Origin of the sequence: Modestobacter sp. I12A-02662 (genome assembly GCF_041028325.1) — a bacterium.
In the GTDB taxonomy this organism is placed as follows: domain Bacteria; phylum Actinomycetota; class Actinomycetes; order Mycobacteriales; family Geodermatophilaceae; genus Modestobacter.
In genome coordinates this window covers 420235-445154 of sequence record NZ_JABGDE010000004.1, presented here as the reverse complement: position 1 = coordinate 445154, position 24920 = coordinate 420235, and the positions used below count along the sequence as shown (strand labels likewise).

Below are 24920 nucleotides of genomic sequence, written 5' to 3'. Positions count from 1 at the left end.
CGCACACTCGACACCCGGCAGATGCTTAGGCCAGCCTAAGCTCACCCCGTGGACCTCTACCTCTTCACCACCGACGAGCGGTGGGGCGCCGACGTCGTGGCGGCCGGCGCGGCCGGGATCGTCGTCGACTGGGAGCGCCGCGGAAAGGCCCGCCGGCAACTGGGGGAGGGCACGCAGATCAACGCCGACACCCCCGCCGACCTCGCCCGGGTGCGCGCCGCGACCGACGGGCGGCTGCTGTGCCGGGTCAACGGCTTCGGTGCCTGGACGGCGGCGGAGGTCGACGTGGCGGTGGGCTGCGGCGCCGACGAGATCATGCTGCCGATGGTCCGCACGACCGACGAGGTCGACCGGACGCTGGAGCTCGTCGCCGGCCGGTGCGGGCTGGGCATCCTGATCGAGACGCAGGACGCCGTGCACCGCGCCGCGGAGCTGGCCCGGCGGCCGCTGACCCGGATCTACGTGGGGCTCAACGACCTGCGCATCGACCGGCGGTCCGACCAGCTGTTCCGGCCCCTGGTGGACGGCACGGTCGAGGACGTCCGGGCCCGGGTGACCCAGCCGTTCGGGGTCGGTGGCCTGACCCTCCCCGGCGGCGGCTTCCCGGTGCCGGGCGACCTGCTGGCCGCCGAGCTGGTGCGCATGGCGACCGACTTCACCTTCCTGCGCCGCTCGTTCACCGCCGACATGGCCGGCCGCGACCCGTTCACCGAGGTGCCCCGCCTGCTCGCGTCCCTCACCGCGCTGCGCAGTGCCCCGCCGGCCGAGGTGGCCGAGCGCCGGGCCCGGTTCGTCGCCGCCGCCGCGGCGGAACGGGACGTCGCCGGTGCACCGGTCGCCGCGCTGGCCCGGCCGGCGTGAGGGCCCTGGTGACCGGTGCCGGCGGCTTCGTCGGCCGGCACCTGACGGCCCGGCTGCGCGCCGACGGCTGGGAGGTCGTCGCGCTCACCCGGGCGAGCGTGGACCTCGCCGATCCGGCCGCCGCAGCCGCCGCGGTGCGGACGGCCGACCCGGACGTCGTGTTCTCCCTGGCGGCGGGCCGGGCGAAGGCCACCGCCGCCGAGCGGGCCGCAACCGTCGCCGTCAACACGAGCCCGTGGCTGGTGGACGCCCTCCCGGACCGGTGCCGGACGGTCGTGCGGCTCGGTTCCTCCACCGAGTACGCCGCCTCCCCGCGCCCGCTGACCGAGGACGCCCGGCTCGAGCCCCGCGGCTTCTTCGGGGCCACCAAGGCCGCCGGGTCGCTCCTGCTGCAGGCGGCCGCCGCCGAGCGCGGCATCCGGGCGGCGGTGCTGCGCGCGTTCCAGGTCTACGGGCCCGGGGACCACCCGACCCGGCTGGTCCCCGTCGTCCTCGCCGCGGCGCGCACCGGCGCGGCGGTGCCGCTGCCGGCCCGGCTCAGCCGGCGCGACTGGGTGTGGGTCGGGGACGTGGTCGACGCCTGCGTCCGCGCCGCCGAGCGCACCGCCCTGCCGGCCGGCACCGTGCTCAACATCGGCACGGGGCTGCAGACCAGCACGGAGGAGCTGGTCGCGACGGCGCAGCGGGTGACCGGCCGCCCGATCGCGACCTCGCCGGGCGCGCATCCCGGCCGGGACTGGGACACCGCGGACTGGGTGGCCGACCCCGCCGCCGCCCGGCGCGCGCTCGGCTGGGCACCGACCGTCGACCTCGCCGAGGGGCTGGCCCGGACGTGGGCGGCGTGACCGGGCCGCGGGTGGCGGTGGTGTCGCCCGTTCACGGCAACGAGGCGACGCTGCCGGCGCTGGCCGACCGGCTGGCCGCGGCGCTGGCCGGGCGGCCCTGGCGGCTCCGCCTGGTGATCGACGCCTCGCCCGACGGCAGCCTGGCCGTGGCCCGGGCGCTCGCCGAGGCCGACCCGCGGATCGCCGTCACCGACCTGCCCGTCAACGTCGGGCAGCACGCCGCGCTGGCGGAGGGGCTCGACGCGGAGCCCGACGCGGACGTCTGGGTGTGCCTGGACGCCGACCTGCAGGACCCGCCGGAGGCCGTGCCCGGTCTGCTGGACCGGCTGGCCGCCGGGGACGTCGGGGCCGTGTTCGCCGGACGGCGAGGCGGCTACGAGTCGCCCGCGCGGCGGCTCACCGGGACGCTGCACCGGCGGCTGGCCGCCGGGTTGACCGGCCTGCCGCCGGACGCGGGCGCCTTCCTCGCCCTGGACGGCCGGGTGCGCGCCGCCGTCCTGACCGCGATGGCGGACGAGGCCGCGCCGAGCGTCGTCCTGGGGGTGGCGCGCGCCCGGGTCCCGGTGGCGAGCGTGCCGGTGGCGCGGGACCGGCGGCCGGTCGGCCGCTCGGCGTGGACGGGCCGGGCGCGGCTGGCGCAGTCGGCCCGCTCGCTGGGCTGGGCGCTGCGGGTGCGGGGCCGACCGGCGGTCAGCGTTCCCAGCGCTGGAGGACCAGCACGGTCTTGCTCCCGGGGAGGGTGACCTCGTCGACCTGCCGGAAGCCCGCCGCGGCCAGGACGGCGTCGTCGTCCGTGGGCTCCGGCTCCCAGTCGACCAGCCGGCGGACCAGCCACACCACGTCGCCGGCGTCGGCGGGGGCGTCGTCCGGCGGCAGGACCACGTCCGGTCGCAGCCCGGGCTCGAGGGTCCGGACGTAGTGGTCCAGCCCGATCGCCGAGCGCTGGTCGGCGGCGACGATCGGCTCACCGGGCCGGTGCACCTCGGCGAGCAGCCGGACGACGTCGTCCGCCCGCTCCCGCGGGGCGCGGTCGAACATCGTCAGGCTGGCCCCCAGCGAGAAGGCCACCAGCAGGGCCGCCACCGGACCGCGGGCGGCGCGGGGCAGCGTGCGGACGCCGGCCGCGGCCAGCACGCCGACGCCGAGCAGGCCGGTCAGCAGGTACCGCGGCAGGTAGACCGGGCGGAGCAGCTCGGCGGCCAGGAGCAGCAGGAGCGGCACCAGCGCCCACGAGGCGGCGACGCCCCGCAGACCGGAGGGACGGAGCGCGCCCAGCACCGCCAGGCCCACGGTCAGGCAGAGCAGGGGCGTCTGCCCGCCCGACCAGTCGCGCAACGCCAGGCCGGCCAGCTGCCCGCCGGTGCCGCGCAGGTGCTCGGCGTTGCGCCCACCGGTGCCGTTGAGCAGGTTCAGCGCGACGAGCCCGACCACGGGCAGCGCCGCCGCGCCGCCGGTGAGCAGCAGCGGCAGCGCGGACCGTCGCCGCAGCAGCAGCCCGGCGACGACGAACGCGGCCAGGACGGTGACCGCGTACCAGTGCGCCAGGCCCATCCCCGCGCCGGCGAGGCCGAACAGCACCAGTCCCCGGGGCGGGTCCTGCAGCCACCGGACCAGCCCGAGCGCCGTCCCGCCGGTGGCCAGGACGGCCAGGCCGTAGCTGCGCGCCTCCACCGCCTGCTCCAGCACCAGGGGGCTGCACGCCAGGACGGTCCCGGCCAGCACGCCGGTGGCCCGGCCCGCGAGCCGGGCCACCGCCCGGGTCGTCAGTGCCAGCCCGCCGGCCGTGGCGAGGAGGGACAGCACGCGCAGCGAGGTGTCCCCGCCGAGGCCGGGCAGCGCCGTCCAGCCGTGGGCCACGACGTAGTAGGGCGCGTTGTAGGACGGCGGCACCCCGGCCAGGTAGCTCGTCGTCCCGGCGCCGGTGACCACCGCGGAGAGGATCTCGCCGAGCGGCAACCGGGCCACCTCGGCGGTGAACAGCTCGTCGAACCACAGGCCGTGGCGGGGCCGGAGCAGCAGGGTGCCGAGCAGCAGCACGAGCAGCGGGGGGAGGAGCTCCAGGGGATGCCACCGGCGGCTGGTCCCGGGGGCCGGCGAGGGCCGCGCGCCGATCCGGGGGCGCGTGGACGTCACCGGCACAGGTTAGGGGAGCCTTCCCGAGCAGCGCGGGAGGACGGGGATGGAGGTGGGCAGGGGCGGGGTCGAACCGCCGACCTCTCGCTTTTCAGGCGAGCGCTCGTACCGACTGAGCTACCTGCCCCGGCCGGAACCGGGTGGGACATCTGGCGCCGGATGGCGACCCTGACGGGACTCGAACCCGCGACCTCCGCCGTGACAGGGCGGCGCGCTAACCAACTGCGCTACAGGGCCTTGCTGGTCGTGCTGGTGGTGCTCGGTCGTGCGTGCCCCCAACGGGGTTCGAACCCGTGCTACCGCCTTGAAAGGGCGGCGTCCTGGACCGCTAGACGATGAGGGCTCGTGGAGCGCCGGAGGCAGGTCGAACTCTACATGCCCCTCGGAAGGGGGGTTCACCGGGGGGTCCCGGGCGTGGCACTGGGGGCGCGGGACCGGGCCGTGTCAGCATCGACCCGTGCGCATCCGTCCTCGCTCCACCGCTCCTGCCGTCACCCTCGCGGCCGTGCTGCTGCTCGCCGGCTGCGGCGGGACCACGGGGACGGAGTCCGTCGCCTCGACCGGCGAGGCACCCGCCTCCTCGTCCGCGGCCGGGAGCCCGTCCGCGTCGTCGGCCGCGCCGGCCCCCGCCGACCCCGCGGACGCGGAGGTCGACGCCGCCGCGCCGGCCTTCCCGGCGGACACGAGCGCCGACACCTCCGACGCCGTCTCGCCCGCCGGCCTGACGCTCACCTCGGTGCGCACCGGCAGCCACGACGGCTACGACCGCGTGGTGTTCGAGTTCGCCGGCAGCGGGACGCCCGGCTGGCGGGCCGAGTACGTCGACGGCGCGGTCGCCCAGGGCAGCGGGGACCCGGTCGAGGTGCCCGGAGCGGCCACCCTGCAGCTGGACCTCAACGGCATCAGCTACCCCTACGAGACCGGCGCGACGGAGGTCGCCCGCGGGCCGCTGGCCGCCTCGGGGACCGACGTCGTGCAGGGCGCCTTCTACGACGGCACCTTCGAGGGTGTCGCCGTCGCGTGGGTGGGCACCGCGGCGCAGACGCCGTTCCGGGTGTTCGCGCTCAGCAACCCGACCCGCGTGGTGGTCGACGTCGTCGACGCCCCCTGAGGCCCTGAGGTCTGACGCCCGCGGCCTCAGCCGGCCGAGGCGGTCAGCTCCACCGAGTTCTCGGTGACCGTGGTGCAGGTCAGGGACAGCGGGCCCAGCGAGACGCGCTCGCCCTGCGCGCAGGTGACCGACGCGTCCCCGAGGGACAGGCCCGCCCGGCCGTCCTGCGTGCCGGCGAAGCCGATCTCGTTGCCGAGGATGTTCGCCGAGGCGCCGTTGCCCTCCAGCGTCACGGTGCACTGGCTGCCCGAGCAGGAGACGTTGTCCGACGTGAAGCTGCAGGCACTGAGCGGCAGCGCGAGGAGGCCGCCGGCGAGGGCGAGACGTGCGGGCCCGAGGAGTCGCGTCGGCATGCCGTCAGCCTAGGACGGTCCGGGACGACGCGCCGGGACGGCGGCTCAGTGCTGCTGCTGGGCCCCGGCGAACACCCAGCTGCGCAGCACCAGGAACTTGATCAACCCGATCAGTCCGGTCACCGCGGCGACGAGGCAGAGCTGGGGCACGGTGCCGACGTCCCCGACGAGGCCGTGCACCCCGGCCAGCGCGAGGGAGGTCGCGACCAGACCGATCCCGGCCAGCCCGCCGGCCTCCCACTGCGCGGTGAACCAGGAGACCCGCTCCCCGGCGTGGAAGGTGAGCCGGCGGTGCAGCTCGTTGGCCAGCAGCGTCGACCCGACCACGCCGGCCAGGTTGGCGGGCTGGGCACCCCAGCGCTCGAGCGTCACGAACAGCAGCGCGTACAGACCGCTGGACAGGCCGCCGACGACGACGTACCGGGTGAACTGCGCGGTCCCGGTGTCGCCGCGCAGTCGCCTGCGGAGCGTGACCGCCGCCCGGGGCGCACGCCCGGCCGGGTCGCCGGCCTGACCGTCCGCCGACCCGGCCGGCGCGCCGTCCCCGGGGGAGCGGCGCAGCAGGGCCGGGCAGGTCACGGGGGTGCTCCTCGGTCAGGGACGGCGGACGTGCGGGCCGCACTGTCCATGCTCCGACGGCAAGGCGGCCAAATAGCTGCACATTCCCGGAGCGTCGGCCGCAGCCCCGGTGATGCCGCTCACCGAGCGTGGTCCCCGGACCGGGTCCGACCTGCGGGTTCCCGATCCGCCTCCGCGGGGTAGGAGCAGCCGCATGAGCCTGTTCGGGATCCTCGACCGCCTCGCCGACGTCCCTTCCTTCGACAAGGTGATCGAGCCCGTGCGTTCGGCCGTGGACAAGGCGCTGCAGCCGCAGGCGTTCAAGGACCTGCTGCACGGCAGCTGGCTGGGGCACCCCGTGCACCCGGTCCTCGCGATGGTGCCGGTCGGCACCTGGCTGTCGGCGGGGATCCTGGACCTCACGCCGCCGACCCGCCCGGCGGCGACCGCGCTGATCGGCACCGGTGTCGCCGCCAGCCTGCCGACCGCCCTGGCCGGCGCGGCCGACTGGTCGGAGCAGGAGATCGGCGTGCGCCGGCTCGGCGCGGTGCACGCGGTCGCCAACGTGGCGGCGCTCGGCCTGTACATCGGCTCGCTGGTCGCCCGGGCGAAGGGCCGCGGCGGGCTCGGCCGGGCGCTGTCCTACACGGGCCTCGGCATCGCCGGCGGGTCGGCGGCCATCGGCGGGCACATGTCCTACGCGCAGTCCTCCGGCGCCTCGCACTCCGCCGCCGCGGCCCGGACGCTGACCACCGACTGGATCGACCTCGGCCCGCTGGACGACCTGCCGGACGGCCGCCCGGCGGTGCGCACCGGCGAGGGCAGCGGCGGGGCGCCGGTCCCGCTGGCCGTCGTCCGCCGGGGCACGCGGGTGGACGCGTTCGTCGGCGCCTGCACGCACCTGGGAGGGCCGCTGGGCGAGGGGACCGTGGAGGAGGTGCGGGGCCGCACGTGCGTGGTCTGCCCCTGGCACGGCTCGGCGTTCGACCTGGAGGCCGGCCAGCCGCGGCGGGGCCCGGCGGCCGACCCGCAGGTGAAGCTGGAGGTCCGCTACGAGGCGGGCCGGGTGTTCGCGCGGCTGCCGGGACGCCACCGGCAGCCCTGACCGGCCTAGGGTGCCGCCATGGGGCGGACACCCGTCGTCGTGGTGGTGCTGCTGCTGGCCGGGTGTGCCGCGGAGGACGGCGCCCCGGCGGGACAGGGCACACCTCCCGTCGGGGCGCCTCCCGTCGGGGCGCCCACCGTCTCGGCACCCCCGGCGGTGGCCGGCATCGAGGCCGAGGCGGTCCGGCTGCGCAGCGACGTGACGGCCGGTCGCCGGCTGCAGGTGCGGATCTCCGACACCGGCCCGGCGCCCTTCACCGTGACGTCGGTCCAGCTGGACACCCCCGGCTTCGCCGCGCTGCCGCCCCGGGACACCGCCACCGAGTTCACCCCCGGCCGGGTCATCGACCTGCCGGTCGAGCGCGGCGCCGTCGACTGCGCGACACGGCCGGAGCCGGCGGCCGCGCGGCTGACCGTGGTGCGCCCCGACGGCACCACCGAGGAGCTCCGCGTGCCGCTGGGCGGGGACACCCTGGCCCGGCTGCACGCGCAGGAGTGCGCGGCTGAGGCGCTGCTCGCCGTGGTGGACGTGCGGGTGGAGGACCTGGCCGGGGAGGGGGACACGCTCGCCGGGGACGTCGTCCTCACCCGGCGGAGCGGGGACGACGAGATCGTGGTGTCCGAGCTGTCGCCCAGCGTCGTCCTCGCGCCGGTGCCGCACCGGCAGCTGCCGCTGCGGCTGGCCCCCGGCGAGGAGCGTCTGGAACTGCCGGTGACCTTCGACGCCACGCGGTGCGACCCGCACGCGCTCGCCGAGACAAAGCAGCCGTTCGTCTTCCCCGTGCGCGTGACCGTGGGGGACGGCGAGGACGCCCTCGTCGACCTCCCCCTCGACGACGGCCAGCGCGCCCGGCTGCAGGAGTTCCTGACCAGCGCCTGCCGCTGACCGCTGCGGCGGAACGTGCTGCGCGGTTCCGCGGTCGCGGCAGTGCTGATGTCCTCGGGGACTCTCCAGCAGCCGCAGCTGCCCCCGCGCGGGTTGTTGCGGTCGAGCTCCGCCGCTCCAACACTGTGGTGCGGCGGGGCCGCCCTGCTCGGATCCGCTGGAGCCGTCCCGCGGATCACTCAGGGCGGCCGCGGCTGGGATGGTGTGCTCGTGCGGTCGGCGCCCGGGCGCCGGATCCCGGCACCTGGAGGGTTGCCGTGACCGAAGACGTCACCTTCAACGAAAGGCTCGCCGCGATCGCCCGCGCCCTGCTGCACGAGCCGGACGTGCAGGCCACCCTGCAGCGCGTCGTGACCGACGCCGCAGCGACGCTAGACGGCGCGCTGTACGCCAGCGTCTCGCTCGTGCTGCAGCGCAGGCAGGTGGAGACCCCGGTGTACACCGACGAGCGAGCGCTGCGAGCCGACGAGTTGCAGTACGAGCTCGAGGTGGGGCCGTGCCTGGACGCGGTCTGGAACCAGGACGTGTTCCAGATCGACGACCTGGCCACCGAGCCGCGCTACGTGCAGTGGAGCCGCCGCGTCGTCGCCGAGACCGGCATCCGCAGCAGCCTGTCCCTGCAGCTGTTCACCGACCCTGCGGGCGTCGTCAGCCTGGGGGCGCTGAACCTGTACTCGCTGGAGCCGCGGGTCTTCGACGTCGACACCCGGGGCGAGGCCGTGGCGTTCGCCGCCCACGCGGCCATTGCACTGCAGAACGCGCGGACCGAGGCGCACCTGCGCAGCGGGCTGGTGACCCGCACCGTCATCGGTCAGGCGGAGGGCATCCTCATAGAGCGCCTGAAGATCACCGCGGACGAGGCGTTCGGGGTGCTGAGCCGTTTGTCCCAGCGCAGCAACCGCAAGCTGCGGGACGTGGCCCGGGCCCTGGTGGAGACCGGGGAGGTCCCCAGCACCTGAGCCGCCGTGTCTGGCCGTGGCCATGCCGTGGCGCGTTAGCCTCGCAGCGGGCCGCGGATGCCCCAGACGGCCCGTGCGTCGTCTGGAGGTCTCCCTGCGCCCACCGGGCCTCTAGCTCAACTGGCAGAGCAGCGGACTTTTAATCCGCGGGTTGTGGGTTCGATCCCCACGGGGCCCACCGTCCTGACCTGCGCCTTCGCCCGATTCGGCCACCGTCGCGGTGGTCTCGCGGGCCGATGTGGTCGCAGTGTGGTCGCGGGCTGCCGCTGCGGTGGTCTCGAAGGCCTGCTCGAGCGCGGCGGCCATGGCGTCCGACGCGGTCCGGGCAGTGTCCTCCGACAGGTGGCCGTAGGTGTCGACTGTGATCCCGATCGAGGAGTGGCGCAGCATCTTCGACTCATGGGGACGCCGGCCGCGAGCATCAGCGACGCGGCACCGTGCCGGAGGTCGTGCAGCCGCACTTGGCGGAGGCCGGCGGCCAAGGTCAGGGCGACGAAGCGGCGGTGACGTACTCCGGCCGCAGCGGCAGCCGCTGTCCTTCGCGCTGACCGACGCCATGCGTCGGGTGGCCCTCGGCGCGGACATGCCCGGGGTGTCGCTGACCCGCCGCGCCACCGAGCGGCTGGCCGTGGTGCGTGAGGACGTCGCGCCGACGGTGTCCACGGACACCAGCCTGGTTCTGCCGCACGACAGCGGCCAGGCGCGCTGGTGGACCTGGGCCGGTGGCCGGGCGAACGGCGTCCTGGCCGCGGCACTGTCTGCTGCGGCTCCCGGGCTGGTCGACGAGCTCGAGCGTTACGACAACCGGTACGTGAAGCTGCGCGGCGACGCGACCACCGGCGCGGTGCGGCAGGCCGTCGCCGAGGCGCGGAAGCGGCTCGGGGACGACCTGGCTGGCGTCGAGCCGAGTGTGTCGGACGAAGCACTCAAACAGCTGAAGTTCGCCGACCTGCTACCGGCTGACCTCGCCAGCTCGACGCTCGGTTGGCGCGGTAGCGATCATGACGGCGCAGCGAGGGTGCTGCGTCGCCCGGTGGCCTGACGGAGGGCCGAGTGTGCTACTTCCAGTCGCGCTCGGGTTCGGCGCCGTGGTGGGAGGGTTCGGCTCGGCGCGGCGACGACTGAGCGCACCGCGAGTGCAAACATGGGCGCGGTACCAGCGGCGTGGCGCAGTCGAGGTTGTGCGATGGAAGTTCGACGGCTTGCCACGTCGCCGGCCTCGTCCTCGGTCCTCGGTCGGCACAGCAAGGTCAGCACGCCGTCGATGCTGCCCGCTTTGGCTACGCCTCCGTCGCGGGGTCGGGCAACGCCGGCGGCAACGTCCTCAGGTGCTCCGTGAGCCGGCCTGACCCTGTCCGCAGGCTCGCACAGGTGAGGCCCCCGGACACGATGCCACCGACCAGAGGCACGACCTTGGTCACCGTCCTGGCGAAGATCTGCTTGTTGATCTGTACGCCGACCCGCTTCAGCGTCTGCTTGACCACCGGGTAGCAGGCGGTTCTCGTGAGCGCCTTGCTCGCCAGCTGCTTCTGCAGCGCCGGGCGGGCGACGTTGCTGGCGAAGCCGGTCAGTGCCGTGCTGGCACCGGCGACACCCAGCATCACCCCCAGAAATGCGCCCAGTTCACCCAGCGTCTCGTCGTCCACCTCGAGGCAGTCGTCGAGCAACGACTGCCACCCGTAGAGGTAGGCGAGCTCTTGCATGACGCGGAACGCGTGGACGTAGTACTGGGCGATGTCGGCTGGCACGGTGCCGACGAGAGCGAAGCCTCCGGGCAGTCCCGCGGCGAACGCCATCGTCGCGGACTTCTCCGTCTCGAAGGCGATCGAGTGGCGGGCTATGTCGTCGAGGGTCTCGGCTGCCACGCCGGCAGCGGCGGGGCGGTCGGCGACGGCTCGCACGATGACGTCCTCCGCCACGCGCCTCCTGCGCAGCTCGGCGGTGAGGAAGTGCTCCCGGTCGATGCGTACGCCGCGCAGGCGCAGGAGCTTGCCCATGAAGGCCAGGGCGAAAGCCTCCCCATCGCCGTCCTGCGCACGAATCGTCGCGCCGATTCCCCCAGCCGCCGGGACGAGTGCATCCGGATCCCCGCCTGGGCGGACGATCTCCGCGTGCGCGCCCCCGTTGTCTCCGCTCACTCGCGCCTGTCCTTTCCAATGCGGCCCGCCGACTGGCCCCCGGTTCCGGAGGCCAGTACCAGGACCGCTTCACCAACCCCGCTCCCGCCACTCCGGCAGGTGCAGGCCTTCTGCGCTGAGCACGATGTCCGGGCGCAGCTGGGGTAGACCGACGCCGAGTCGGGCGCCGCCGAACAACCGCTAATCCGCGGCGTCGCCCAGGCTCGCGAAGGGGCTGGGCGTGATGACCGTCGAACTGCGCTTCGAGCCTGCGGATCAGGTATCCGCAGGCGCACCCACTGACCTGCGGTTATGGGCGGTGTGGTCGCGGTGTGGTCGCACGGTCCTGTGGCTGGACGGGGACCTTCGGCCGTCCGGCTGGACTGCCTGGAGTATTGCGTTCCGCCGCTCCCGAACCGTTACTCGGCTGCTCGGCCAGGGGATCAGCTCTCCCCGGGTCACGGGGTCATACCCCGACGGCCCAGCCTCCGCCGGCCTGCTCGAGGGGACGCTTTGGGAAGTGGGTCGCCCGGTACACGCCCTGCTCGGCAATGAGTTCGGTGCCGACCAGCTGCCAGCCCTCGCGGCCGTAGTCGTTGAGCGCCCGCAGCGTGCGCTTCAGGGTGTTGCTCTCCGGGTCGATGACCTCCGTGCCTCCAGTCGGTGTGTAGGCGACGATCTGCCGTCCGGTGCCGGTCGACCTGGACTCGATGGCCATGTGCTCCCACTGCTGCAGTCGATGGTGCCTTGACGGCAGTTGCCGCCGACGATGTGAGGGCTGGTGGTGCCCGGCCACATCTTCGGCTTCACAAGTGAAGCGGGCAGTCCGATGACATAGTCGCTTCAGAGCAGGATTCTGAGGCGTTCCCCGGCCCGAGGACGACCGTGCAATCGCCTATCCGTACCTGTGTTGAGTGCGCCCGGCAGGACGGGTGGCGGGTAGCTTCGCGAGCCCTCGTGGCCGTCGTGATCGCGTTCGGCCTCCTGCTGCTGACCCTCCGGCCGGAAACCAGTAGCGCCTCGGCCGGCTCGGCCGACTGTCCCTGCACCATCTTCGGCGAGGCCGTCCCCGAAACGCCCTCCTTTCCCGATCAGCAGGCCGTCGAACTCGGCGTCAGGTTCCAGGCGGATCAGCCCGGCTGGGTCACTGGCGTGCGCTTCTACAAGGGAATCGACAACGAGGGGCCGCACACCGGGACCTTGTGGTCCTCGGATGGGAGCCTGCTCGTAAGCGGTTCCTTCTCCGAGGCGAGCTCGGAGGGGTGGCAGCAACTCACCTTCTCCGCGCCCGTCGCCGTCGCGGCGGGGACCATCTACGTAGCGTCCTACCACGCACCTCACGGCGGCTACGCCGCCGACCACCACTACTTCGCGGATTCCGACTCCGGGGGTACGCCGATCCGGGCCGTCCACGGTGGAGCGGACGGGTCGAACGGCGTATTTCGCTACGGCGAACAGTCCGGCTTTCCGTCCGAGAGCTACCGCTCCACCAACTACTGGGTGGACGTGGTCTTCACCCCGCAGTCCCCGGACGCTGCCACCCCGACGCCGACGTCGGTCCCGGCCACCCCGACGCCGACGTCGGTCCCGGCCACCCCGACGCCGACGTCGGTCCCGACCCCCCCGACGCCGACGTCGGTCCCGGCCACCCCGACGCCGACGTCGGTCCCGACCCCCCCGACGCCGACGTCGGTCCCGGCCACCCCGACGCCGACGTCGGTCCCGACCCCCCCGACGCCGACGTCGGTCCCGGCCACCCCGACGCCGACCCCCCCGACGGCGGCCACTGACGAAATGGGAGCGGCGCCCGGCCCCGCCGCTTCCGCGAGCCTCGGTGTGGAGCCCCTGTCCGCGGGCATCCCCCGGGCACGGACGCCACCGTCGAGCGATCCGAGGACTGGACCTCCGGCCGGGCCGAACGGGTACGGCGAGGCCGCGCAGACCACACCCGGCGTGGCCGCTCCTGCGGTGACGGCTCCTGTCGCCGGACGGCCGACGACCCACTTGGCCGGTGGTGTTCAGCCGGGATCCAGCCCCGGGGTTGCCGGGCCCCTCGTCGTGATGGGTCTGCTAATCGGCGGCGGTAGCACGCTGGGTCTCAAGGTGTGGCGCCGATCCAAGGTGTCGTGAGCCCGAGGTACGCGGCGTCCTGTACGGCGACATCTCCCCCTTGTCCCCGCCGGCGACTCAGCCTCCGATGATGCCGTCCATCGCCGTCACGAGCGGTGACAGACCGCACCCGGGGGAGGCAACGGTGAGCGCGGGGGCCGTCGTGGTGATGCGGCTCACGATGGCTCAGCTCGGGGCACGGGCCCCTGCGCAACGTGGTGACCGCGGCACGCAGCTGATTGCCACGGCGCTCAGCGACCTCGACGACAGCGTCCCGGTCGATGGGCAGCGGTGACCGCCCAGCCCGCCCGAGACGGGCTGAGCGGGCTCGGCATCTCTACGAGGATGGGCTGCCGTTGCGGGAGCTGGCGGCGCAGCTCAGGGTGTCGGTGCTGCCGGCGGAGTGGTACCTACTCGGGGGGTGCGTGCAGACCGTGCCCGGCCGGTCGGAGGCGATGAGTGCCTCGAGCTCTTCCACCGAGGGGCCGCCGGGCTGTCACGCGGCCTCGCGCGGGGTCCTGGCCGCCTGCTCCCCGACGACGAGGGCGAGGTACGCCCCGGCTGCGGCGATGCGCGCGTCGCGAGTCGGCCACGGGTCACTGAACGTCCCCGGCCTGTCAGGCGCGAATCCCCGCCTCGAACCCGGCGACCGCGGGGCCGCCGGGTACGTAGGCCACCAGCGCGGCCTCGTGCGAATCACGCGTCGCCAGCCGCTCCATCGCCGCGGCGTGCGCTGCGCCGGCGCGGGCGATGGCCTCCTCGCGAGTGTTCGGGAGGTCACCGAAGTCGTCTCGTCCGTCGCTCATGCCGGTAACTTCGCCTCGAGGTCTGAGGACTCCGTGTGGTCGCCTTGTGGTCGCGGACTACGCGCTAGTGGGGGACCGGGGCAGTACCGCGCGGCAGCGCGCGCGGCTCTGACCTGCAGGGACGGCATCATGCGGCACCGTCTGGCACGCCCTGGTCGGGACTTTGATCCGCGGGTTGTGGGTTCGATCCCCACGGGGCCCACCGCCTTGACCTGCAATCCCATACCGGGACGAGGTGCCGGTTGGGGCGCGCGCGCCCTGAGGTGCCCATGCCGGCTCTTGTCCGGGACCGGGGGCTGTGAGCCGGCTCAGGTGCGCGGGGTGACCCGCAGCAGCCGGTCGGTGCCCCCGCCGTTGTCGGTGGTGACGTACAGCGCGCCGTCCCCGCCCTGCTGCACCGTGCGGATCCGGCCGTACACCCCTTCGAGCTCGGGCAGCCGGAACTGCTCGAGCAGGGTGCCGTCGTCATCCAACCGGAGCGCGAGCACCCCCTGGTCCTTGAGGACGCCGAGCAGCAGCAGCCCCTCGTAGTCGCCCCAGTGCGGCCCCGCGAGGAAGGTCGACCCGCTGGTGGCGATCGTGGGGTCACCCGAGGCCCAGTTGGGCAGCATCACGTCGGGCAGCGACGGGTCGGTCATCGGCACGCTCTCGTCGTAGTCGCCGCTCCCGACGGGGTTCCACCCACCGTTGCCGCTGGGGCGCAACAGGGTGACCTCGTCGTCACGGTAGCTGCCCTGCTCGGTCGAGTAGACCTGTCCGGAGCCGGGGCGCACGGCCAGCCCCTGGACATTGCGGTGCCCGTAGGTCCACATGTAGGCCGCCGCCCCGGACTCGTCGGCGGACGGGTTGTCGGAGGCGGGCTCGCCGGTGGCCGCGTCGATCCGCAGCACCTTGCCCGCGAGGGTGTCCTGGTCCTGCGGAGTGGTGCCCACGACGGTGTCGCCGGTGCCGACGAGGAGCGCGCCGGTCGGGTCGAAGCGCAGCCGGCAGCCGCTGTGCGAGCCGATCTGCTCGTTGACGGGGATGTCGTCGAGCAGCGGGTCGGCGACCCGGGTGGCCGTGCGCCACCCGGCGTCCACGATCCAGGCGACCACCTCGACGTCGGCCGAGTCGCCGTCGCGGGCACCCTGGCAGGTGTAGAAGCGGCGGTTCTCCGCGAACGCCGGGTCGAGCACCAGGCCCATCAGACCGGTCTCGCCGAGGACGAAGAGGTCGGCGAAGTCGGCCTCGACCTCCCGGACGGTGCCGTCGGGCAGCACCGCGGTCAGCCCACCGGGCCGCTCGTCGAGCAGGAGCGTGCCGTCGGCGGCCTGGGCGACGTCCCAGGGGTGGTCCAGGTCGTCGACGACCACCGCGACGTCCAGCGCCGGTGCTGCGGCGGCGATCGCCAGCGGCGGCACCGGGACCACGGCGGCTCCGGCCGGCGCCACCGCGCAGGCCACCAAGGGCGGGACAGCGAGCAGGGCGATCAGCGAGCGGCGCATCGCGACAGCATGCACCCGTCGGGCCGCCGAGGCACCGCCCTCGGCGGCGACAACTACGTACTGCGGTCCCGAGACGAACGGACGTGCCCTCCACGCGGCGAACGCGACAGCCGATGACTCCCGCGCGCTGGGGCAGTCGATCCTGTGTGTGCAGCGCAGGAGGAGCGGACGCCGATGGGCGGGACCGGGCAGTCGTGGGTGACCGGCGGCCTGCCGGCCACGACGGGTGGGTTCTGACATGGCAGTGATCGATGACGTCCGGCCGCTGGGCGCCGAGCTGGAGCGCTCGTACCCGGTGTACGTCCGCGGCAGGCTGAAGTTCCGCGTGGGGCAGATCGTCTACGTGGCGTTCTCCCTGGACGAGCGCGTGATGGGCTTCGCGTTCCCCAGGGAGGAGCGGGAGGCGCTGGTCCGGGGCGAGCCGGGCAAGTTCCAGCTGCCGACGGCGTCCGACATGCGCTTCAACTGGGTCTCCGCCGACCTCGCTGCACTGGACCCGACCGAAGCGCGCGAGCTCGTCGTCGACGCCTGGCGCATGGTCGTCCCCAGAAAGGTCTCGGTCGCTCACGACCTCGTCCACCCGATCGGCCCGGGCTGAGGTCCGGTCTCCACGACTCCCGTCGGTTCCCCGGTCGGTGGCGCGTCCGGCCGCGTCCCGACGGCGGCCGGATGCCAATAGCGTGAGGTGGCCACTGGTCGCAAAGATCGGATTCGCTCATGGAGATCCTGCACTCCGCCATCGCGATCCTGGGCGCGATCGTGCTCATCATCCGGTTCAAGGTCGACCCGGTGATCTCCCTGCTGATCGCCTGCGTGTACCTCGGACTCGCCACCGGACTGGGCGCCGAGGGCACGGTGGCGCAGATCACCGGGGGGTTCGGCGAGATCATGGCCGAGGTCGGCCTGCTCATCGGCTTCGGCGTGCTGATCGGCGCACTGCTGCACTCGATGGGCACCTTCAGCGACCTAGTGGAGCTCCTCGCGCGCAAGGTGGGCCGCCGACTGCCGTACGCCATGGCCGGCACGCTGTCCACGATCTTCCCGTCGATCTACGTCGACGTGCAGGTCGTCCTGGCCGCGCCGATGGCCAAGGAGTCGGCGCCGGCGGTCGACCGCCGCATCGGTCTGCCGTGGCTGGCCGGGGCCATGGCGATCGGCATCTTCGCCGGGTACGTCTTCGTCGTGCCCGGCCTGGCAGCGGTTGCGATCGCCGGGCTGATGGAGGTGCCGCTGGGCACCTACCTGCTGTACGGGCTGCCGATCGGCCTGACGACCGCGCTGGTCACGACGTTCCTGTTCCGGCTGCTGCTGGGGCGGGGCTACTGGAACGACGAGACCGACTTCGACCCGGACGTGGTCGTCGAGGAGGGCCGACCCCACGACGAGACGGAGGACGTGCCGCGGGCCGAAGGCGCCGCGCGGTTGCCGCTGGGGGTGCGCCTGTTGCCCATCCTCGTGCCGCTGGTGCTGATCGCCACCGGGGCGATCGCCGGCCTGGCGGAGTTCTCGAACCCGGTGATCACCTTCCTCGGCGACGCCAACATCGCGCTGTTCATCGGGCTGCTGATCGCCTTCGGCATGGTCCGGCCGTCGCTGGGCGCCGGAGGGGTCGGCACGGTCCTCACCGCCGGGTTCCACACGACCGGCGAGATCCTGCTCGTCACTGGCGTCGGCGGGTCCCTGGGTGCTGTCATCGCCGAGAGCGGCATGGACGAGACGCTCACGACCCTGTTCTCCGCCGATGAGAACGCGCCGGTGATCCTCAGCATCCTGCTCGCCTGGTTCATCGCCGCGGTGCTGCACTTCGCGATCGGGTCGGTGTCGGTCGGGGCGATCACCGCCGCAGGCATCATCGCGCCGATCGTCGGCTCGCTGGCGGTCGATCCCGTCGTCATCGCACTGGCCATCGCATCGGGCGCCATGTTCGCGCTGCACGTCAACAGCAACTTCTTCTGGATGTTCAGCACCCTGCTCGATCTCTCCACCAAGGGCAGCCTGAAGACCCTGACGATGGCGACCTCGCTCGGGGCCGTCGTCTCCCTGCCACTCGTCCTGGTAGCCAGCCTGGTGGCCGCGGCCGTCTGAGCCCGGTCGAGGTCGGGGGCGGGCCGCGGACCGAGCGCGCGGCGTGCCGCGGCCCCGGCGCAGGGACCTACCGCCTCACCACTCGACCCAGGCCGACCGGGCGTCCGGCGCACTCGCGGGGCACGGTGACGTGGTGGCGTAGACCACGGCCCCGTTGGGCGCCCACGTCCAGGCCGAGTAGGTGACCGCCTGTCGTTCCCCGCACTCCTGCACCACGCGGAAATGGGTTCCCCCGGACGCGCCCCGGCAGGCGCCCGTGGACTGGCTGCCCCGCACGTGGGCCCACCAACTGCTGCACGTCCCCGGCGCCGCCTCCGCGGCGGGGACGTGGACGGCCGCCGGCGCGAGGAAGGCGGCACCGAGCAGGAACGCGACGACGATGCGGCGGAGCGGACCACGCGTGATGGACATGCGGCGGACGGTAGGACCGGAAGCCGCCCGTGCCCAGACATTCCTGTACCGGAACGAAGAAGACGGTGTGCCGTGCCGGCCCCACGGGCGCAGCGGGGCCCGTGGCGCCGCCGTCCGGGGCTAGCGTCGTCGTCCCTCGGGGCGCATGCAGGCGGACAAGGGGGCCGGACGATGCCGCTCTACCTCACCAGGTTCAGCTACACGCCAGAGACGTGGGCCCGGTTGATCAACAACCCGGAGGACCGACGGCAGGCGGCGCGGACCTACATCGAGTCGATCGGCGGGCAGCTCCACGGGTTCTGGTACGCCTTCGGGCCCCAGGACGGCTACACCCTCTGGGAGGCCCCCGACAACGTGTCGATGGCGGCGGTCGCCGTGGCGCTCGCCGCCGGCGGCGCGCTCAGCCCGGTAGAGACCACCGTCCTGCTCACCGTCGACGAGACGATGGAGGCCATGGCCAGGGCGCAGCAGGTGCGGTACCGACCGCCGGGCAGCTAGGCGCCGGCGGGCGCGGCAGCCGTGCTGAGCACCGCGGCCACGGCGTCGAGGGCGCCGGGGACGAGCGCGTAGTACGCCCACACGCCGCGCTTCTCCCGCCGCAGCAGGCCGGCGTCCACGAGCACCTTCAGGTGGTGCGACACCGTCGGCTGGGAGAGGCCGAGCGGCTCGGTGAGGTCACAGACGCACGCCTCCCCGCCGGCGTGCGCGGCGACCAGCGAGAGCAGCCGCAGCCGGGCCGGGTCGGCGATCGCCTTGAGGACCCGCGCGAGATCCCCGGCCTCCTCGGCGGTCAGCGCCCGGCCGACCAGCGGTGCGCAGCAGGCGACGGCGGCCGTGGGGGAGGGGAGGACGTCGACGCTCACATGAACAGTATGCAGACGACATTGACCACCGTCGATCTCTCGTGCAGGCTGGGGCATCGATGGACGTCGATGACGGTCTCCTGCCACCGAAAAGGAACAGCGCTGCACGTGAGCGACACCGTCGCCGAGCACCCCCGCCCCGGCACGTCCCTGGACGCCCCGGTCCTGACGCGGTTGTCGACGCTGGACCGCTTCCTGCCGGTGTGGATCATCGCGGCCATGGCCCTCGGCCTGGCACTTGGCCGCTGGGTACCGGGCCTGGACGACGCGCTCTCGGCCGTCGAGGTCGGCAACGTCAGCCTGCCGATCGCGGTCGGCCTGCTGCTGATGATGTACCCGGTGCTTGCCAAGGTCCGCTACTCCGAGCTCGACCGCGTCACCGGTGACCGGAGGCTGCTGGGCGCGAGCCTCGCGCTCAACTGGCTGGTCGGCCCGGCCCTGATGTTCGCGCTGGCCTGGCTGCTGCTGCCGGACCTGCCCGAGTACCGCACCGGGCTGATCATCGTCGGCCTCGCCCGATGCATCGCCATGGTGCTCATTTGGAACGACCTGTCCTGCGGTGATCGCGAGGCCGCCGCAGTACTCGTGGCCCTGAACTCGGTCTTCCAGATCCTCGCCTTCGCCGTGCTGGGCTGGTTCTACCTGCAGGTGCTGCCCGGCTGGCTGGGCCTGTCGACGACGTCGGCGGAGTTCAGCGTCTGGGCGATCCTCCTCAGCGTCCTGGTCTTCCTCGGCATCCCGCTGGTGGCCGGCTTCCTCACCCGCACGGTCGGGGAACGTGCGAAGGGCCGCGACTGGTACGAGCGTCGCCTCCTCCCGCGGATCGGCCCCATCGCCCTCTACGGCCTGCTCTTCACGATCGTGATGCTCTTCGCCCTGCAGGGCGACGCCATCACGTCACGTCCCTGGGACGTTGCCCGGATCGCGCTGCCACTGCTGGCCTACTTCTCCCTCATGTTCGGCGGTTCGTTCCTCCTCGGCATGCGTCTCCGACTCGGCTACGCGAAGACGGCCACGCTGGCCTTCACGGCAGCCGGCAACAACTTCGAGCTGGCGATCGCCGTGGCCATCGGCACCTTCGGGGTGACCAGTGGGCAGGCGCTCGCCGGCGTCGTCGGGCCGCTGATCGAGGTGCCGGTCCTGGTGGCCCTCGTCTACGTCGCCCTGTGGGCGGCCCGCCGCTGGTTCCCCGCAGATCCCACCGTCCCCGACGCCGTCCGGAGCGCGCGATGACCGCAGACAAGGCCCTGTCCGGCCTGCTGACCCCCGAGGCCGCGCTGCACCGGCTCGCCGACCGGCTCGCCGAGCGGTTCACCGGCGTGTTCGCCCGGGAGACGATCGACCGCTACGTCTTCGAGTCCTACACCGCGCTGGCCCGCAGCGCGTCGGTGACGACGCACCTGCCGGTGCTCACCGAACGGTTCGCCACGGACAGGTTGACCGCGCTGGCGCAGGCCAAGGGGGCCATCGAGAGCAGCGTGTGCGAGGTCCTCTTCGTCTGCGTGCACAACGCCGGCCGGTCGCAGCTGGCCGCCGCGCTCCTCGCCCATCGAGGCGCCGGGCGGGTGCACGTCCGCTCCGCCGGCTCGCTGCCTGCGGCCAGCATCGACGACGCCGTCGTCGTGGCGATGGCCGAGATCGGCATCGACATCACCGCGGAGTTCCCCAAGCCGCTCACCGACGATGTCGTCCGGGCGGCCGACGTCGTCGTCACCATGGGCTGCGGCGACGCCTGTCCGATCTACCCGGGCAAGCGCTACCTGGACTGGCAGGTCCGCGACCCGGCCGGGCTGACGCTCGGTGAGGTGCGCGCCATCCGCGGTCAGATCGACGAGCGCGTCCGAGCGCTGCTCGCCGAGCTCCAGCCCGCCACCGCCTGACCACCCCCACGACCACCCGAGAGGTACCCGTGATCGACAAGCCCAGCGTCCTGTTCGTCTGCGTGCACAACGCCGGCCGCTCGCAGATGGCCGCCGGCTGGCTGCGGCACCTCGCCGGGGACGGCGTGGAGGTCCGCTCGGCCGGCTCCATCCCCGGCGACCAGGTCAACCCGGCCGCCGTCGCGGCCATGGCCGAGGTCGGCATCGACATCGCCGACCAGCGGCCGAAGGTCCTGACCACCGAGGCGGTCGAGGCCTCCGACGTCGTCATCACCATGGGGTGCGGTGACGCCTGCCCGGTCTTCCCCGGGAAGCGCTACCTGGACTGGGCCCTCGAGGACCCGGCGGGCAAGGGCGTCGAGTCGGTCCGCCCGATCCGCGACGAGATCGAGTCGCGCATCCGCGGCCTGCTGACCGAGCTGGACGTGCCGGTCCGCGGCTGAGGGTCAGCGGGTCCGGCTGCTGATCGCGGCGAGCGCCACGGCCACGCCCACCAGCGCGGCGAGCCACCAGAACATCGCCGGATGGCTGCCGGTCAGCTCGGCCAGCGCGGTGCCTCCCCACGGCGCGAGCGCGGCCGCCGCCGTGATCGGGGCGGAGAACCACCCGGCGAGCGTGCCGTAGCGCGCCGTGCCCCACCGGTCCGCGACCACGGTCGCCTGCAGCAGCGTGCCGGCGCCCCGGACCGCGCCCGTGGCGATCGCCGCGGCCACGAGCAGGGCCGGCGGGCCGGTCAGCGCCGCGAGCAGGGCGACCGAGACCGCCGAGGCCGCGACGATGGACATCGTCCGCCCGGTCGCCGTGGTCCGCGCCGTCAGCGGTGCGTAGCCCAGGCGGCCCAGCAGCTGGCCGGCTCCCAGCAGGCCGAACGTGGTGGCGGCCAGCCCGGCCGACAGGCCGCGGGAGGTGAGCAGCGGGATGAGCGTCAGGCTGGCGGCGTACATGCCGAACGCGGTGAGGGTCAGCGCCGCGGAGAGCAGCACGAAGCCCGGCGTCCGCGCCTCGGCCGGCAGCCGCCGGCCGCGGTGGTGCGCCGGGGGCTCCGCTGCCGGCGTCCACGGGGGCGTGAGGGCGAGGGCGTGCAGCGGCACGGTGACGACGGCGAGGACGCCGGCCAGCACGAGGTACGTCGTCCGCCAGTCGAGGCGTTCGAGCAGTGCGTGGGTGAGCGGGGCGAAGACCGTGCTCGCGAGACCCGCGACCAGCGTGACCGCGGTGATCGCCTGCACCCTCCGGTCCCCGTACCAGCGGGTCAGCGCGGCGAAGGCGGCCTGGTAGAAGACCGCGGCCATGGCCACCCCGGCCACCAGCCAGGCGACGACGAACCACGCGTACGTCGGGGCGAGGGCGATCCCCACCGTCGCCGGGACGGCGAGCAGCGAGCCGCCGGTCATCACCCGGCGGGGCCCCCAGCGGTCGAGCCAGTGCCCGATCGGGATGCCGGCCAGCGCGGAGACGACCAGGCCGGCCGAGAAGGCCGCCGTGGCCGCGGGAGCCGACCAGCCGGTGTCCTCGGTGATCGAGGCAAGGGCGACCGGGAAGGCGTAGTAGAGGACGCCCCAGCTGGTGATCTGCGTGATGCAGAGCGCCACCAGGGCCCGCCGGGGCGTCCCGACGCCCGCCGCGGTGGTCTGCAGCCGTTCCACGCCAGGGTCAGCCGCGGCCGCTGATCGCCACCGGTTCCGGCGCACCGCTCGCGCAGCAGCCCGCGGCAGCGGGCTCCTCGGCTGAGCGGCCGTGGGCCGAGCCGGTGGCGAAGCCGACCCCGCCCGTGCCGCACGAGGCCGACGCGGTCTCGGCGGCCTCCCGGTCGCCCAGGTCGGTGGAGCAGACGCCGGTCGAGGGCAGGTGCAGAGCCACCCGCTCGGCGGCGGCGGTGTCGCCGGCCAGCGCGGCGGCGATGGAGCGGACCTGCTCGTAGCCGGTGGCCAGCAGGAAGGTCGGGGCGCGGCCGTAGGACTTCATGCCGACGACGTAGATGCCCTCGTCGGGGTGGGCCAGCAGCGCCTCGCCGTGCGGGGGCACGGTGCCGCAGGAGTGGAAGTCCGGGTCGATCAGCGGCGCGAGCCGGGCCGGGGCCTCCACTCCGGGGTCCAGGTCGAGGCGGACCTCCCGCAGCACGTCCAGGTCCGGGCGGAAGCCGGTGGCCGCCGCGAGCGCGTCCACCGCGAGGTGGAACGCCGCGCCGTCCCGCCCGGTGCCGGTGACCTGCAGCTGCCCGGTCCCAGCCGGAGCCAGCGCGGTGAGCGTGACCTCGCGGTGCAGCTCGACGCGCCCGGCCTGGACGGCCGCCTTCAGCGTCGAGCCGAGCAGGCCGCGGGCGGGCAGGCCGTCGGCGTCGCCACCGCCGTAGAGCCGGGCGGGGGAGCGACCCCGGATCGCCCAGCCGATCCGGGTGCCGGGCTCGCTGCGCTGCAGCTCGACCAGCGCCAGCAGCGTGTTGGCCGCCGAGTGACCCATGCCGACCACCAGCGTGTGCCGGCCGGCGAAGCGCGCACGGTCCGCGCCCAGCACGTCGGGCAGCGGCCCGGCCAGCCACGGACCGGCCTGCTCCTCGCCGAGGGCCGGCAGCCCCGCCGGGCCCAGCGGGTTGGGTCGACCCCAGGTGCCCGAGGCGTCGATCACCGCGCGGGCCTTCACGTCGAGGATCGAGCCGTCGCGGACGGTGCGCACCAGGTAGGGGCGGCCGGCGCGGCCCACGGTGCGCGTCTTGTCCACGCCGTCCCGGCTCACCGCCAGGACGCGCGTACCGGTCCGGATCCGCGGCGCCAACGGCGGCGTCGCGGCGAGCGGGGCGAGGTAGGCGTCGACGAGCTCCGCGCCGGTCGGCAGCGCGTCGCGGTCGGGGGACTCCCACCCGACCTGCTCCAGCAGCCGGACGGCGGCGAGGTCGACGTCGTACTCCCACGGGGAGAACAGGCGGACGTGGCCCCACTGGCGGACCGCGGCGCCGACCCGGTCGCCGGCCTCCAGGACGAGTGGCTCGAGGCCTCGCTCCAGCAGGTGGGCCGCGGCGGCCAGCCCGACGGGCCCCGCTCCGATCACCACGACCGGCAGCTCCGACGTCATCCCGACCAGCTCCCAAGACATAGACGGCCATCGATGTAAGAAAGGTAGCAGAGGAGCTCCCCTCCTGCTGCGGGATGGAGCGCTCCTCAGGCTTGACCTTGGACCGGACTCCGAGGTCTAGCGTCCGCCGCATGACCACCACGGCGGTGCGCGGCCTCCGGGTCGCCGAGCTGGCGACGGCCGCAGGCGTGCGGCCGGACACCGTCCGCTACTACGAGCGCGCCGGGCTGCTGCCGGCGCCCGAGCGCACCGCCGCGGGCTACCGCAGCTACGACGCCGCGGCGCTCGACCGGCTGCGGTTCATCCAGGGAGCGCAGCGGCTCGGCCTCCGCCTGGCCGACATCCGCACCCTGCTCACCGTCCGCGACACCGGCACGTGCCCCTGCGAGCCGGCCGAGCAGCTCCTGCGGCGGCGGATGGCCGAGGTCGACGCCGAGATCGCCCGGCTCCTCGCGCTGCGCGCGGAGATGGCGGCCATGGCCGACGCCCTGCCCAGCGCCGACTGCCCGCCCCCGAGCCCCGGCACCTGGTGCCCGCCCGCGGGAGGAGGTGATCCCTCATGCCCGAGCTGACCTGTCCGTGTGACCCGGACTGTGACGACGAGACCTGTGGCTGCTGAGCAACGCCAGCGGTCGGGCGGACGCCGGGCACCCGGGACCGGCGGACGTCCCACCGGTCGGCCCGCGTCGGGGGCCGTCAGGTGCGGGCGAGGGTGACGGACCACTCCACGGAGGTGGCACCGCAGTTGAGGGACTGCCCCGTGGACTGCTCGTAGCTGCCCACCAGCCGGCCGCCGGAGACGACGAGGTCGAGGCGCCACATGGCGCTTGTGGACGGCGCCCCGACGCAGGCGGGCGCGACCTCCGCCCGCACGGGCCCGGCCGCCCGGTAGCGGCCGGCCTCGAACCTCAACGGTGGACTGCCGGCGCCCCGGCCCACGGCTGTCACGGTGCAGGACTCCCCGGGGCAGCTGATGGCGAGCGTGAGCGAGGGCGTCCGGGGGCAGTCGTCGAACCCGGCGCAGTCGGTCAGCGACCCCGTCCCGGACCACCGTCCCGCCAGCTCGGAGGGCGGCAGTGCCGGACCGGCCGCCGGCGCGGGGATCGGCCGCGAGAGGGTCCTCGGCCGGTCGTCGACGACGGCGGCGACCACCACGGCGAGGATCCCGGCGAGCGCCGCCATCACCCACCGGGGCGGGCGCCCGGGACCCGGTGGCCGACCGGTCGAGGAGGCGGGGCCCACCGGCTCACCTCCGGATGCGGGGGCTGTCCGGCGCACGCTACGCG

The 24920-nt window shown here is 74.2% G+C and carries 28 protein-coding genes, 4 tRNA genes and 1 pseudogene; 17 read left to right on the top strand and 16 right to left on the bottom strand.

The window, feature by feature from the left end; all coding sequences use genetic code 11:
- Positions 1–48: 48 nt before the first annotated feature.
- The 3 genes from HL189_RS07360 to HL189_RS07350 are packed head-to-tail and all read left to right on the top strand — an operon-like array spanning position 49 to position 2449.
- Entirely contained in the window at positions 49–861 is an 813-nt protein-coding gene (locus tag HL189_RS07360) for an aldolase (RefSeq protein WP_369133029.1), read from the top strand.
- Entirely contained in the window at positions 858–1706 is an 849-nt protein-coding gene (locus tag HL189_RS07355) for an NAD-dependent epimerase/dehydratase family protein (protein ID WP_369133028.1), read from the top strand. The genes HL189_RS07360 and HL189_RS07355 overlap by 4 nt, the downstream gene beginning before the upstream one ends.
- Complete coding sequence (locus tag HL189_RS07350) at positions 1703–2449, top strand: glycosyltransferase (protein ID WP_369133027.1); 747 nt, start codon at positions 1703–1705, stop codon at positions 2447–2449. The genes HL189_RS07355 and HL189_RS07350 overlap by 4 nt, the downstream gene beginning before the upstream one ends.
- Here HL189_RS07350 and HL189_RS07345 read toward each other — a convergent pair.
- From HL189_RS07345 to HL189_RS07330, 4 genes are all read right to left on the bottom strand, one after another.
- Positions 2397–3839 (bottom strand): glycosyltransferase family 39 protein, encoded by a 1443-nt coding sequence (locus HL189_RS07345; protein ID WP_369133026.1) that lies wholly within the window; start codon positions 3837–3839, stop codon positions 2397–2399. The genes HL189_RS07350 and HL189_RS07345 overlap by 53 nt on opposite strands.
- A gap of 53 nt (positions 3840–3892) precedes the next feature.
- Positions 3893–3966, bottom strand: a tRNA-Phe gene (locus tag HL189_RS07340).
- Between the two features lie 33 nt (positions 3967–3999).
- Positions 4000–4076: transfer RNA gene (locus HL189_RS07335), tRNA-Asp, on the bottom strand.
- 33 nt (positions 4077–4109) lie between these two features.
- Positions 4110–4182: transfer RNA gene (locus HL189_RS07330), tRNA-Glu, on the bottom strand.
- Positions 4183–4296: 114 nt separating this feature from the next.
- Here HL189_RS07330 and HL189_RS07325 point away from each other — a divergent pair.
- Complete coding sequence (locus tag HL189_RS07325; protein WP_369133025.1) at positions 4297–4950, top strand: hypothetical protein; 654 nt, start codon at positions 4297–4299, stop codon at positions 4948–4950.
- A gap of 26 nt (positions 4951–4976) precedes the next feature.
- Here HL189_RS07325 and HL189_RS07320 read toward each other — a convergent pair whose 3' ends face one another.
- Entirely contained in the window at positions 4977–5303 is a 327-nt protein-coding gene (locus HL189_RS07320) for a hypothetical protein (protein WP_369133024.1), read from the bottom strand.
- A gap of 45 nt (positions 5304–5348) precedes the next feature.
- Positions 5349–5882, bottom strand: coding sequence for a GtrA family protein (locus HL189_RS07315; RefSeq protein ID WP_369133023.1), 534 nt, complete (start codon positions 5880–5882; stop codon positions 5349–5351).
- Between the two features lie 193 nt (positions 5883–6075).
- Between HL189_RS07315 and HL189_RS07310 the strand changes: the two genes are divergently transcribed.
- The 5 genes from HL189_RS07310 (at position 6076) to HL189_RS07290 (ending at position 9852) form a co-directional block, all read left to right on the top strand.
- Positions 6076–6966 (top strand): Rieske 2Fe-2S domain-containing protein, encoded by an 891-nt coding sequence (locus HL189_RS07310; RefSeq protein ID WP_369133022.1) that lies wholly within the window; start codon positions 6076–6078, stop codon positions 6964–6966.
- 18 nt (positions 6967–6984) lie between these two features.
- On the top strand, positions 6985–7851 hold the full coding sequence (locus HL189_RS07305; RefSeq protein WP_369133021.1) for a hypothetical protein: 867 nt from the start codon (positions 6985–6987) through the stop codon (positions 7849–7851).
- A gap of 257 nt (positions 7852–8108) precedes the next feature.
- A complete protein-coding gene (locus tag HL189_RS07300; RefSeq protein ID WP_369133020.1) occupies positions 8109–8810 on the top strand; it encodes a GAF and ANTAR domain-containing protein in 702 nt (233 codons plus the stop codon).
- A 105-nt stretch (positions 8811–8915) separates the two neighbouring features.
- A tRNA-Lys gene (locus HL189_RS07295) sits at positions 8916–8988 on the top strand.
- Positions 8989–9375: 387 nt separating this feature from the next.
- Positions 9376–9852, top strand: coding sequence for a hypothetical protein (locus HL189_RS07290; RefSeq protein WP_369133019.1), 477 nt, complete (start codon positions 9376–9378; stop codon positions 9850–9852).
- Positions 9853–10090: 238 nt separating this feature from the next.
- Here HL189_RS07290 and HL189_RS07285 read toward each other — a convergent pair whose 3' ends face one another.
- Positions 10091–10948 carry a hypothetical protein gene (locus HL189_RS07285; protein ID WP_369133018.1) on the bottom strand — a complete coding sequence of 286 codons (858 nt, stop codon included), beginning with the start codon at positions 10946–10948 and terminating at the stop codon, positions 10091–10093.
- Positions 10949–11393: 445 nt separating this feature from the next.
- Positions 11394–11645, bottom strand: a complete 252-nt coding sequence (locus HL189_RS07280) for a hypothetical protein (protein ID WP_369133017.1) — start codon at positions 11643–11645, stop codon at positions 11394–11396.
- 167 nt (positions 11646–11812) lie between these two features.
- On the opposite strand from HL189_RS07280, the pseudogene HL189_RS07275 reads away from it, so the two are divergent.
- A pseudogene (locus HL189_RS07275) lies at positions 11813–12370 on the top strand (DUF4082 domain-containing protein); the annotation flags it as partial.
- Between the two features lie 50 nt (positions 12371–12420).
- Here HL189_RS07275 and HL189_RS07270 read toward each other — a convergent pair.
- The 3 genes from HL189_RS07270 to HL189_RS07260 all read right to left on the bottom strand — a co-directional run bounded on the left by HL189_RS07270 (position 12421) and on the right by HL189_RS07260 (position 15326).
- Positions 12421–12714, bottom strand: a complete 294-nt coding sequence (locus HL189_RS07270) for a hypothetical protein (protein ID WP_369133067.1) — start codon at positions 12712–12714, stop codon at positions 12421–12423.
- 939 nt (positions 12715–13653) lie between these two features.
- A complete protein-coding gene (locus tag HL189_RS07265) occupies positions 13654–13842 on the bottom strand; it encodes a hypothetical protein (protein ID WP_369133016.1) in 189 nt (62 codons plus the stop codon).
- A gap of 308 nt (positions 13843–14150) precedes the next feature.
- Entirely contained in the window at positions 14151–15326 is a 1176-nt protein-coding gene (locus HL189_RS07260; protein WP_369133015.1) for a PQQ-dependent sugar dehydrogenase, read from the bottom strand.
- Positions 15327–15564: 238 nt separating this feature from the next.
- Between HL189_RS07260 and HL189_RS07255 the strand changes: the two genes are divergently transcribed.
- Together HL189_RS07255 and HL189_RS07250 are read left to right on the top strand one after the other, a co-directional pair.
- Positions 15565–15924, top strand: a complete 360-nt coding sequence (locus HL189_RS07255; RefSeq protein ID WP_369133014.1) for an MmcQ/YjbR family DNA-binding protein — start codon at positions 15565–15567, stop codon at positions 15922–15924.
- Between the two features lie 119 nt (positions 15925–16043).
- On the top strand, positions 16044–17411 hold the full coding sequence (locus tag HL189_RS07250; RefSeq protein WP_369133013.1) for a GntP family permease: 1368 nt from the start codon (positions 16044–16046) through the stop codon (positions 17409–17411).
- Between the two features lie 75 nt (positions 17412–17486).
- Here HL189_RS07250 and HL189_RS07245 read toward each other — a convergent pair whose 3' ends face one another.
- The gene (locus HL189_RS07245; RefSeq protein ID WP_369133012.1) at positions 17487–17822 is read right to left on the bottom strand and encodes a hypothetical protein; all 336 of its coding nucleotides are present in this window, start codon (positions 17820–17822) and stop codon (positions 17487–17489) included.
- 171 nt (positions 17823–17993) lie between these two features.
- On the opposite strand from HL189_RS07245, the gene HL189_RS07240 reads away from it, so the two are divergent.
- Complete coding sequence (locus HL189_RS07240; protein ID WP_369133011.1) at positions 17994–18320, top strand: GYD domain-containing protein; 327 nt, start codon at positions 17994–17996, stop codon at positions 18318–18320.
- Here the strand turns inward: HL189_RS07240 and HL189_RS07235 are convergent.
- Positions 18317–18685 (bottom strand): ArsR/SmtB family transcription factor, encoded by a 369-nt coding sequence (locus tag HL189_RS07235; RefSeq protein WP_369133010.1) that lies wholly within the window; start codon positions 18683–18685, stop codon positions 18317–18319. The genes HL189_RS07240 and HL189_RS07235 overlap by 4 nt on opposite strands.
- Positions 18686–18793: 108 nt before the next feature.
- Between HL189_RS07235 and arsB the strand changes: the two genes are divergently transcribed.
- Genes arsB through HL189_RS07220 form a run of 3 tightly spaced genes read left to right on the top strand, consistent with a single transcriptional unit; the run spans position 18794 to position 21008 of the window.
- Positions 18794–19918: an ACR3 family arsenite efflux transporter gene (gene arsB, locus HL189_RS07230; RefSeq protein WP_369133009.1), complete on the top strand. Its 1125-nt coding sequence runs from the start codon at positions 18794–18796 to the stop codon at positions 19916–19918.
- Positions 19915–20565 (top strand): arsenate reductase ArsC, encoded by a 651-nt coding sequence (locus HL189_RS07225; RefSeq protein ID WP_369133008.1) that lies wholly within the window; start codon positions 19915–19917, stop codon positions 20563–20565. Before arsB ends, HL189_RS07225 begins: the two co-directional genes overlap by 4 nt.
- A gap of 29 nt (positions 20566–20594) precedes the next feature.
- Positions 20595–21008 (top strand): arsenate reductase ArsC, encoded by a 414-nt coding sequence (locus tag HL189_RS07220; RefSeq protein ID WP_369133007.1) that lies wholly within the window; start codon positions 20595–20597, stop codon positions 21006–21008.
- Between the two features lie 3 nt (positions 21009–21011).
- Here HL189_RS07220 and HL189_RS07215 read toward each other — a convergent pair whose 3' ends face one another.
- Entirely contained in the window at positions 21012–22211 is a 1200-nt protein-coding gene (locus tag HL189_RS07215) for an MFS transporter (protein WP_369133006.1), read from the bottom strand.
- A gap of 7 nt (positions 22212–22218) precedes the next feature.
- Positions 22219–23634, bottom strand: coding sequence for an FAD-dependent oxidoreductase (locus HL189_RS07210; RefSeq protein ID WP_369133005.1), 1416 nt, complete (start codon positions 23632–23634; stop codon positions 22219–22221).
- Positions 23635–23765: 131 nt separating this feature from the next.
- Between HL189_RS07210 and HL189_RS07205 the strand changes: the two genes are divergently transcribed.
- On the top strand, positions 23766–24206 hold the full coding sequence (locus HL189_RS07205; RefSeq protein WP_369133004.1) for a heavy metal-responsive transcriptional regulator: 441 nt from the start codon (positions 23766–23768) through the stop codon (positions 24204–24206).
- A gap of 124 nt (positions 24207–24330) precedes the next feature.
- Here HL189_RS07205 and HL189_RS07200 read toward each other — a convergent pair whose 3' ends face one another.
- Entirely contained in the window at positions 24331–24816 is a 486-nt protein-coding gene (locus HL189_RS07200) for a hypothetical protein (RefSeq protein WP_369133003.1), read from the bottom strand.
- Positions 24817–24920 lie beyond the last annotated feature (104 nt).

Coding starts and splice junctions, on each gene's coding strand:
- HL189_RS07240 (WP_369133011.1), top strand. CDS start 17,994: ATGCCGCTCTACCTCACCAGGTTCAGCTACACGCCAGAGACGTGGGCC.
- HL189_RS07310 (WP_369133022.1), top strand. CDS start 6,076: ATGAGCCTGTTCGGGATCCTCGACCGCCTCGCCGACGTCCCTTCCTTC.
- HL189_RS07265 (WP_369133016.1), bottom strand. CDS start 13,842: ATGAGCGACGGACGAGACGACTTCGGTGACCTCCCGAACACTCGCGAG.
- HL189_RS07250 (WP_369133013.1), top strand. CDS start 16,044: ATGGAGATCCTGCACTCCGCCATCGCGATCCTGGGCGCGATCGTGCTC.
- HL189_RS07320 (WP_369133024.1), bottom strand. CDS start 5,303: ATGCCGACGCGACTCCTCGGGCCCGCACGTCTCGCCCTCGCCGGCGGC.
- HL189_RS07305 (WP_369133021.1), top strand. CDS start 6,985: ATGGGGCGGACACCCGTCGTCGTGGTGGTGCTGCTGCTGGCCGGGTGT.
- HL189_RS07205 (WP_369133004.1), top strand. CDS start 23,766: ATGACCACCACGGCGGTGCGCGGCCTCCGGGTCGCCGAGCTGGCGACG.
- HL189_RS07245 (WP_369133012.1), bottom strand. CDS start 17,822: ATGTCCATCACGCGTGGTCCGCTCCGCCGCATCGTCGTCGCGTTCCTG.
- HL189_RS07255 (WP_369133014.1), top strand. CDS start 15,565: ATGGCAGTGATCGATGACGTCCGGCCGCTGGGCGCCGAGCTGGAGCGC.
- HL189_RS07210 (WP_369133005.1), bottom strand. CDS start 23,634: ATGACGTCGGAGCTGCCGGTCGTGGTGATCGGAGCGGGGCCCGTCGGG.
- HL189_RS07280 (WP_369133017.1), bottom strand. CDS start 11,645: ATGGCCATCGAGTCCAGGTCGACCGGCACCGGACGGCAGATCGTCGCC.
- HL189_RS07200 (WP_369133003.1), bottom strand. CDS start 24,816: ATGGCGGCGCTCGCCGGGATCCTCGCCGTGGTGGTCGCCGCCGTCGTC.
- HL189_RS07260 (WP_369133015.1), bottom strand. CDS start 15,326: ATGCGCCGCTCGCTGATCGCCCTGCTCGCTGTCCCGCCCTTGGTGGCC.
- HL189_RS07225 (WP_369133008.1), top strand. CDS start 19,915: ATGACCGCAGACAAGGCCCTGTCCGGCCTGCTGACCCCCGAGGCCGCG.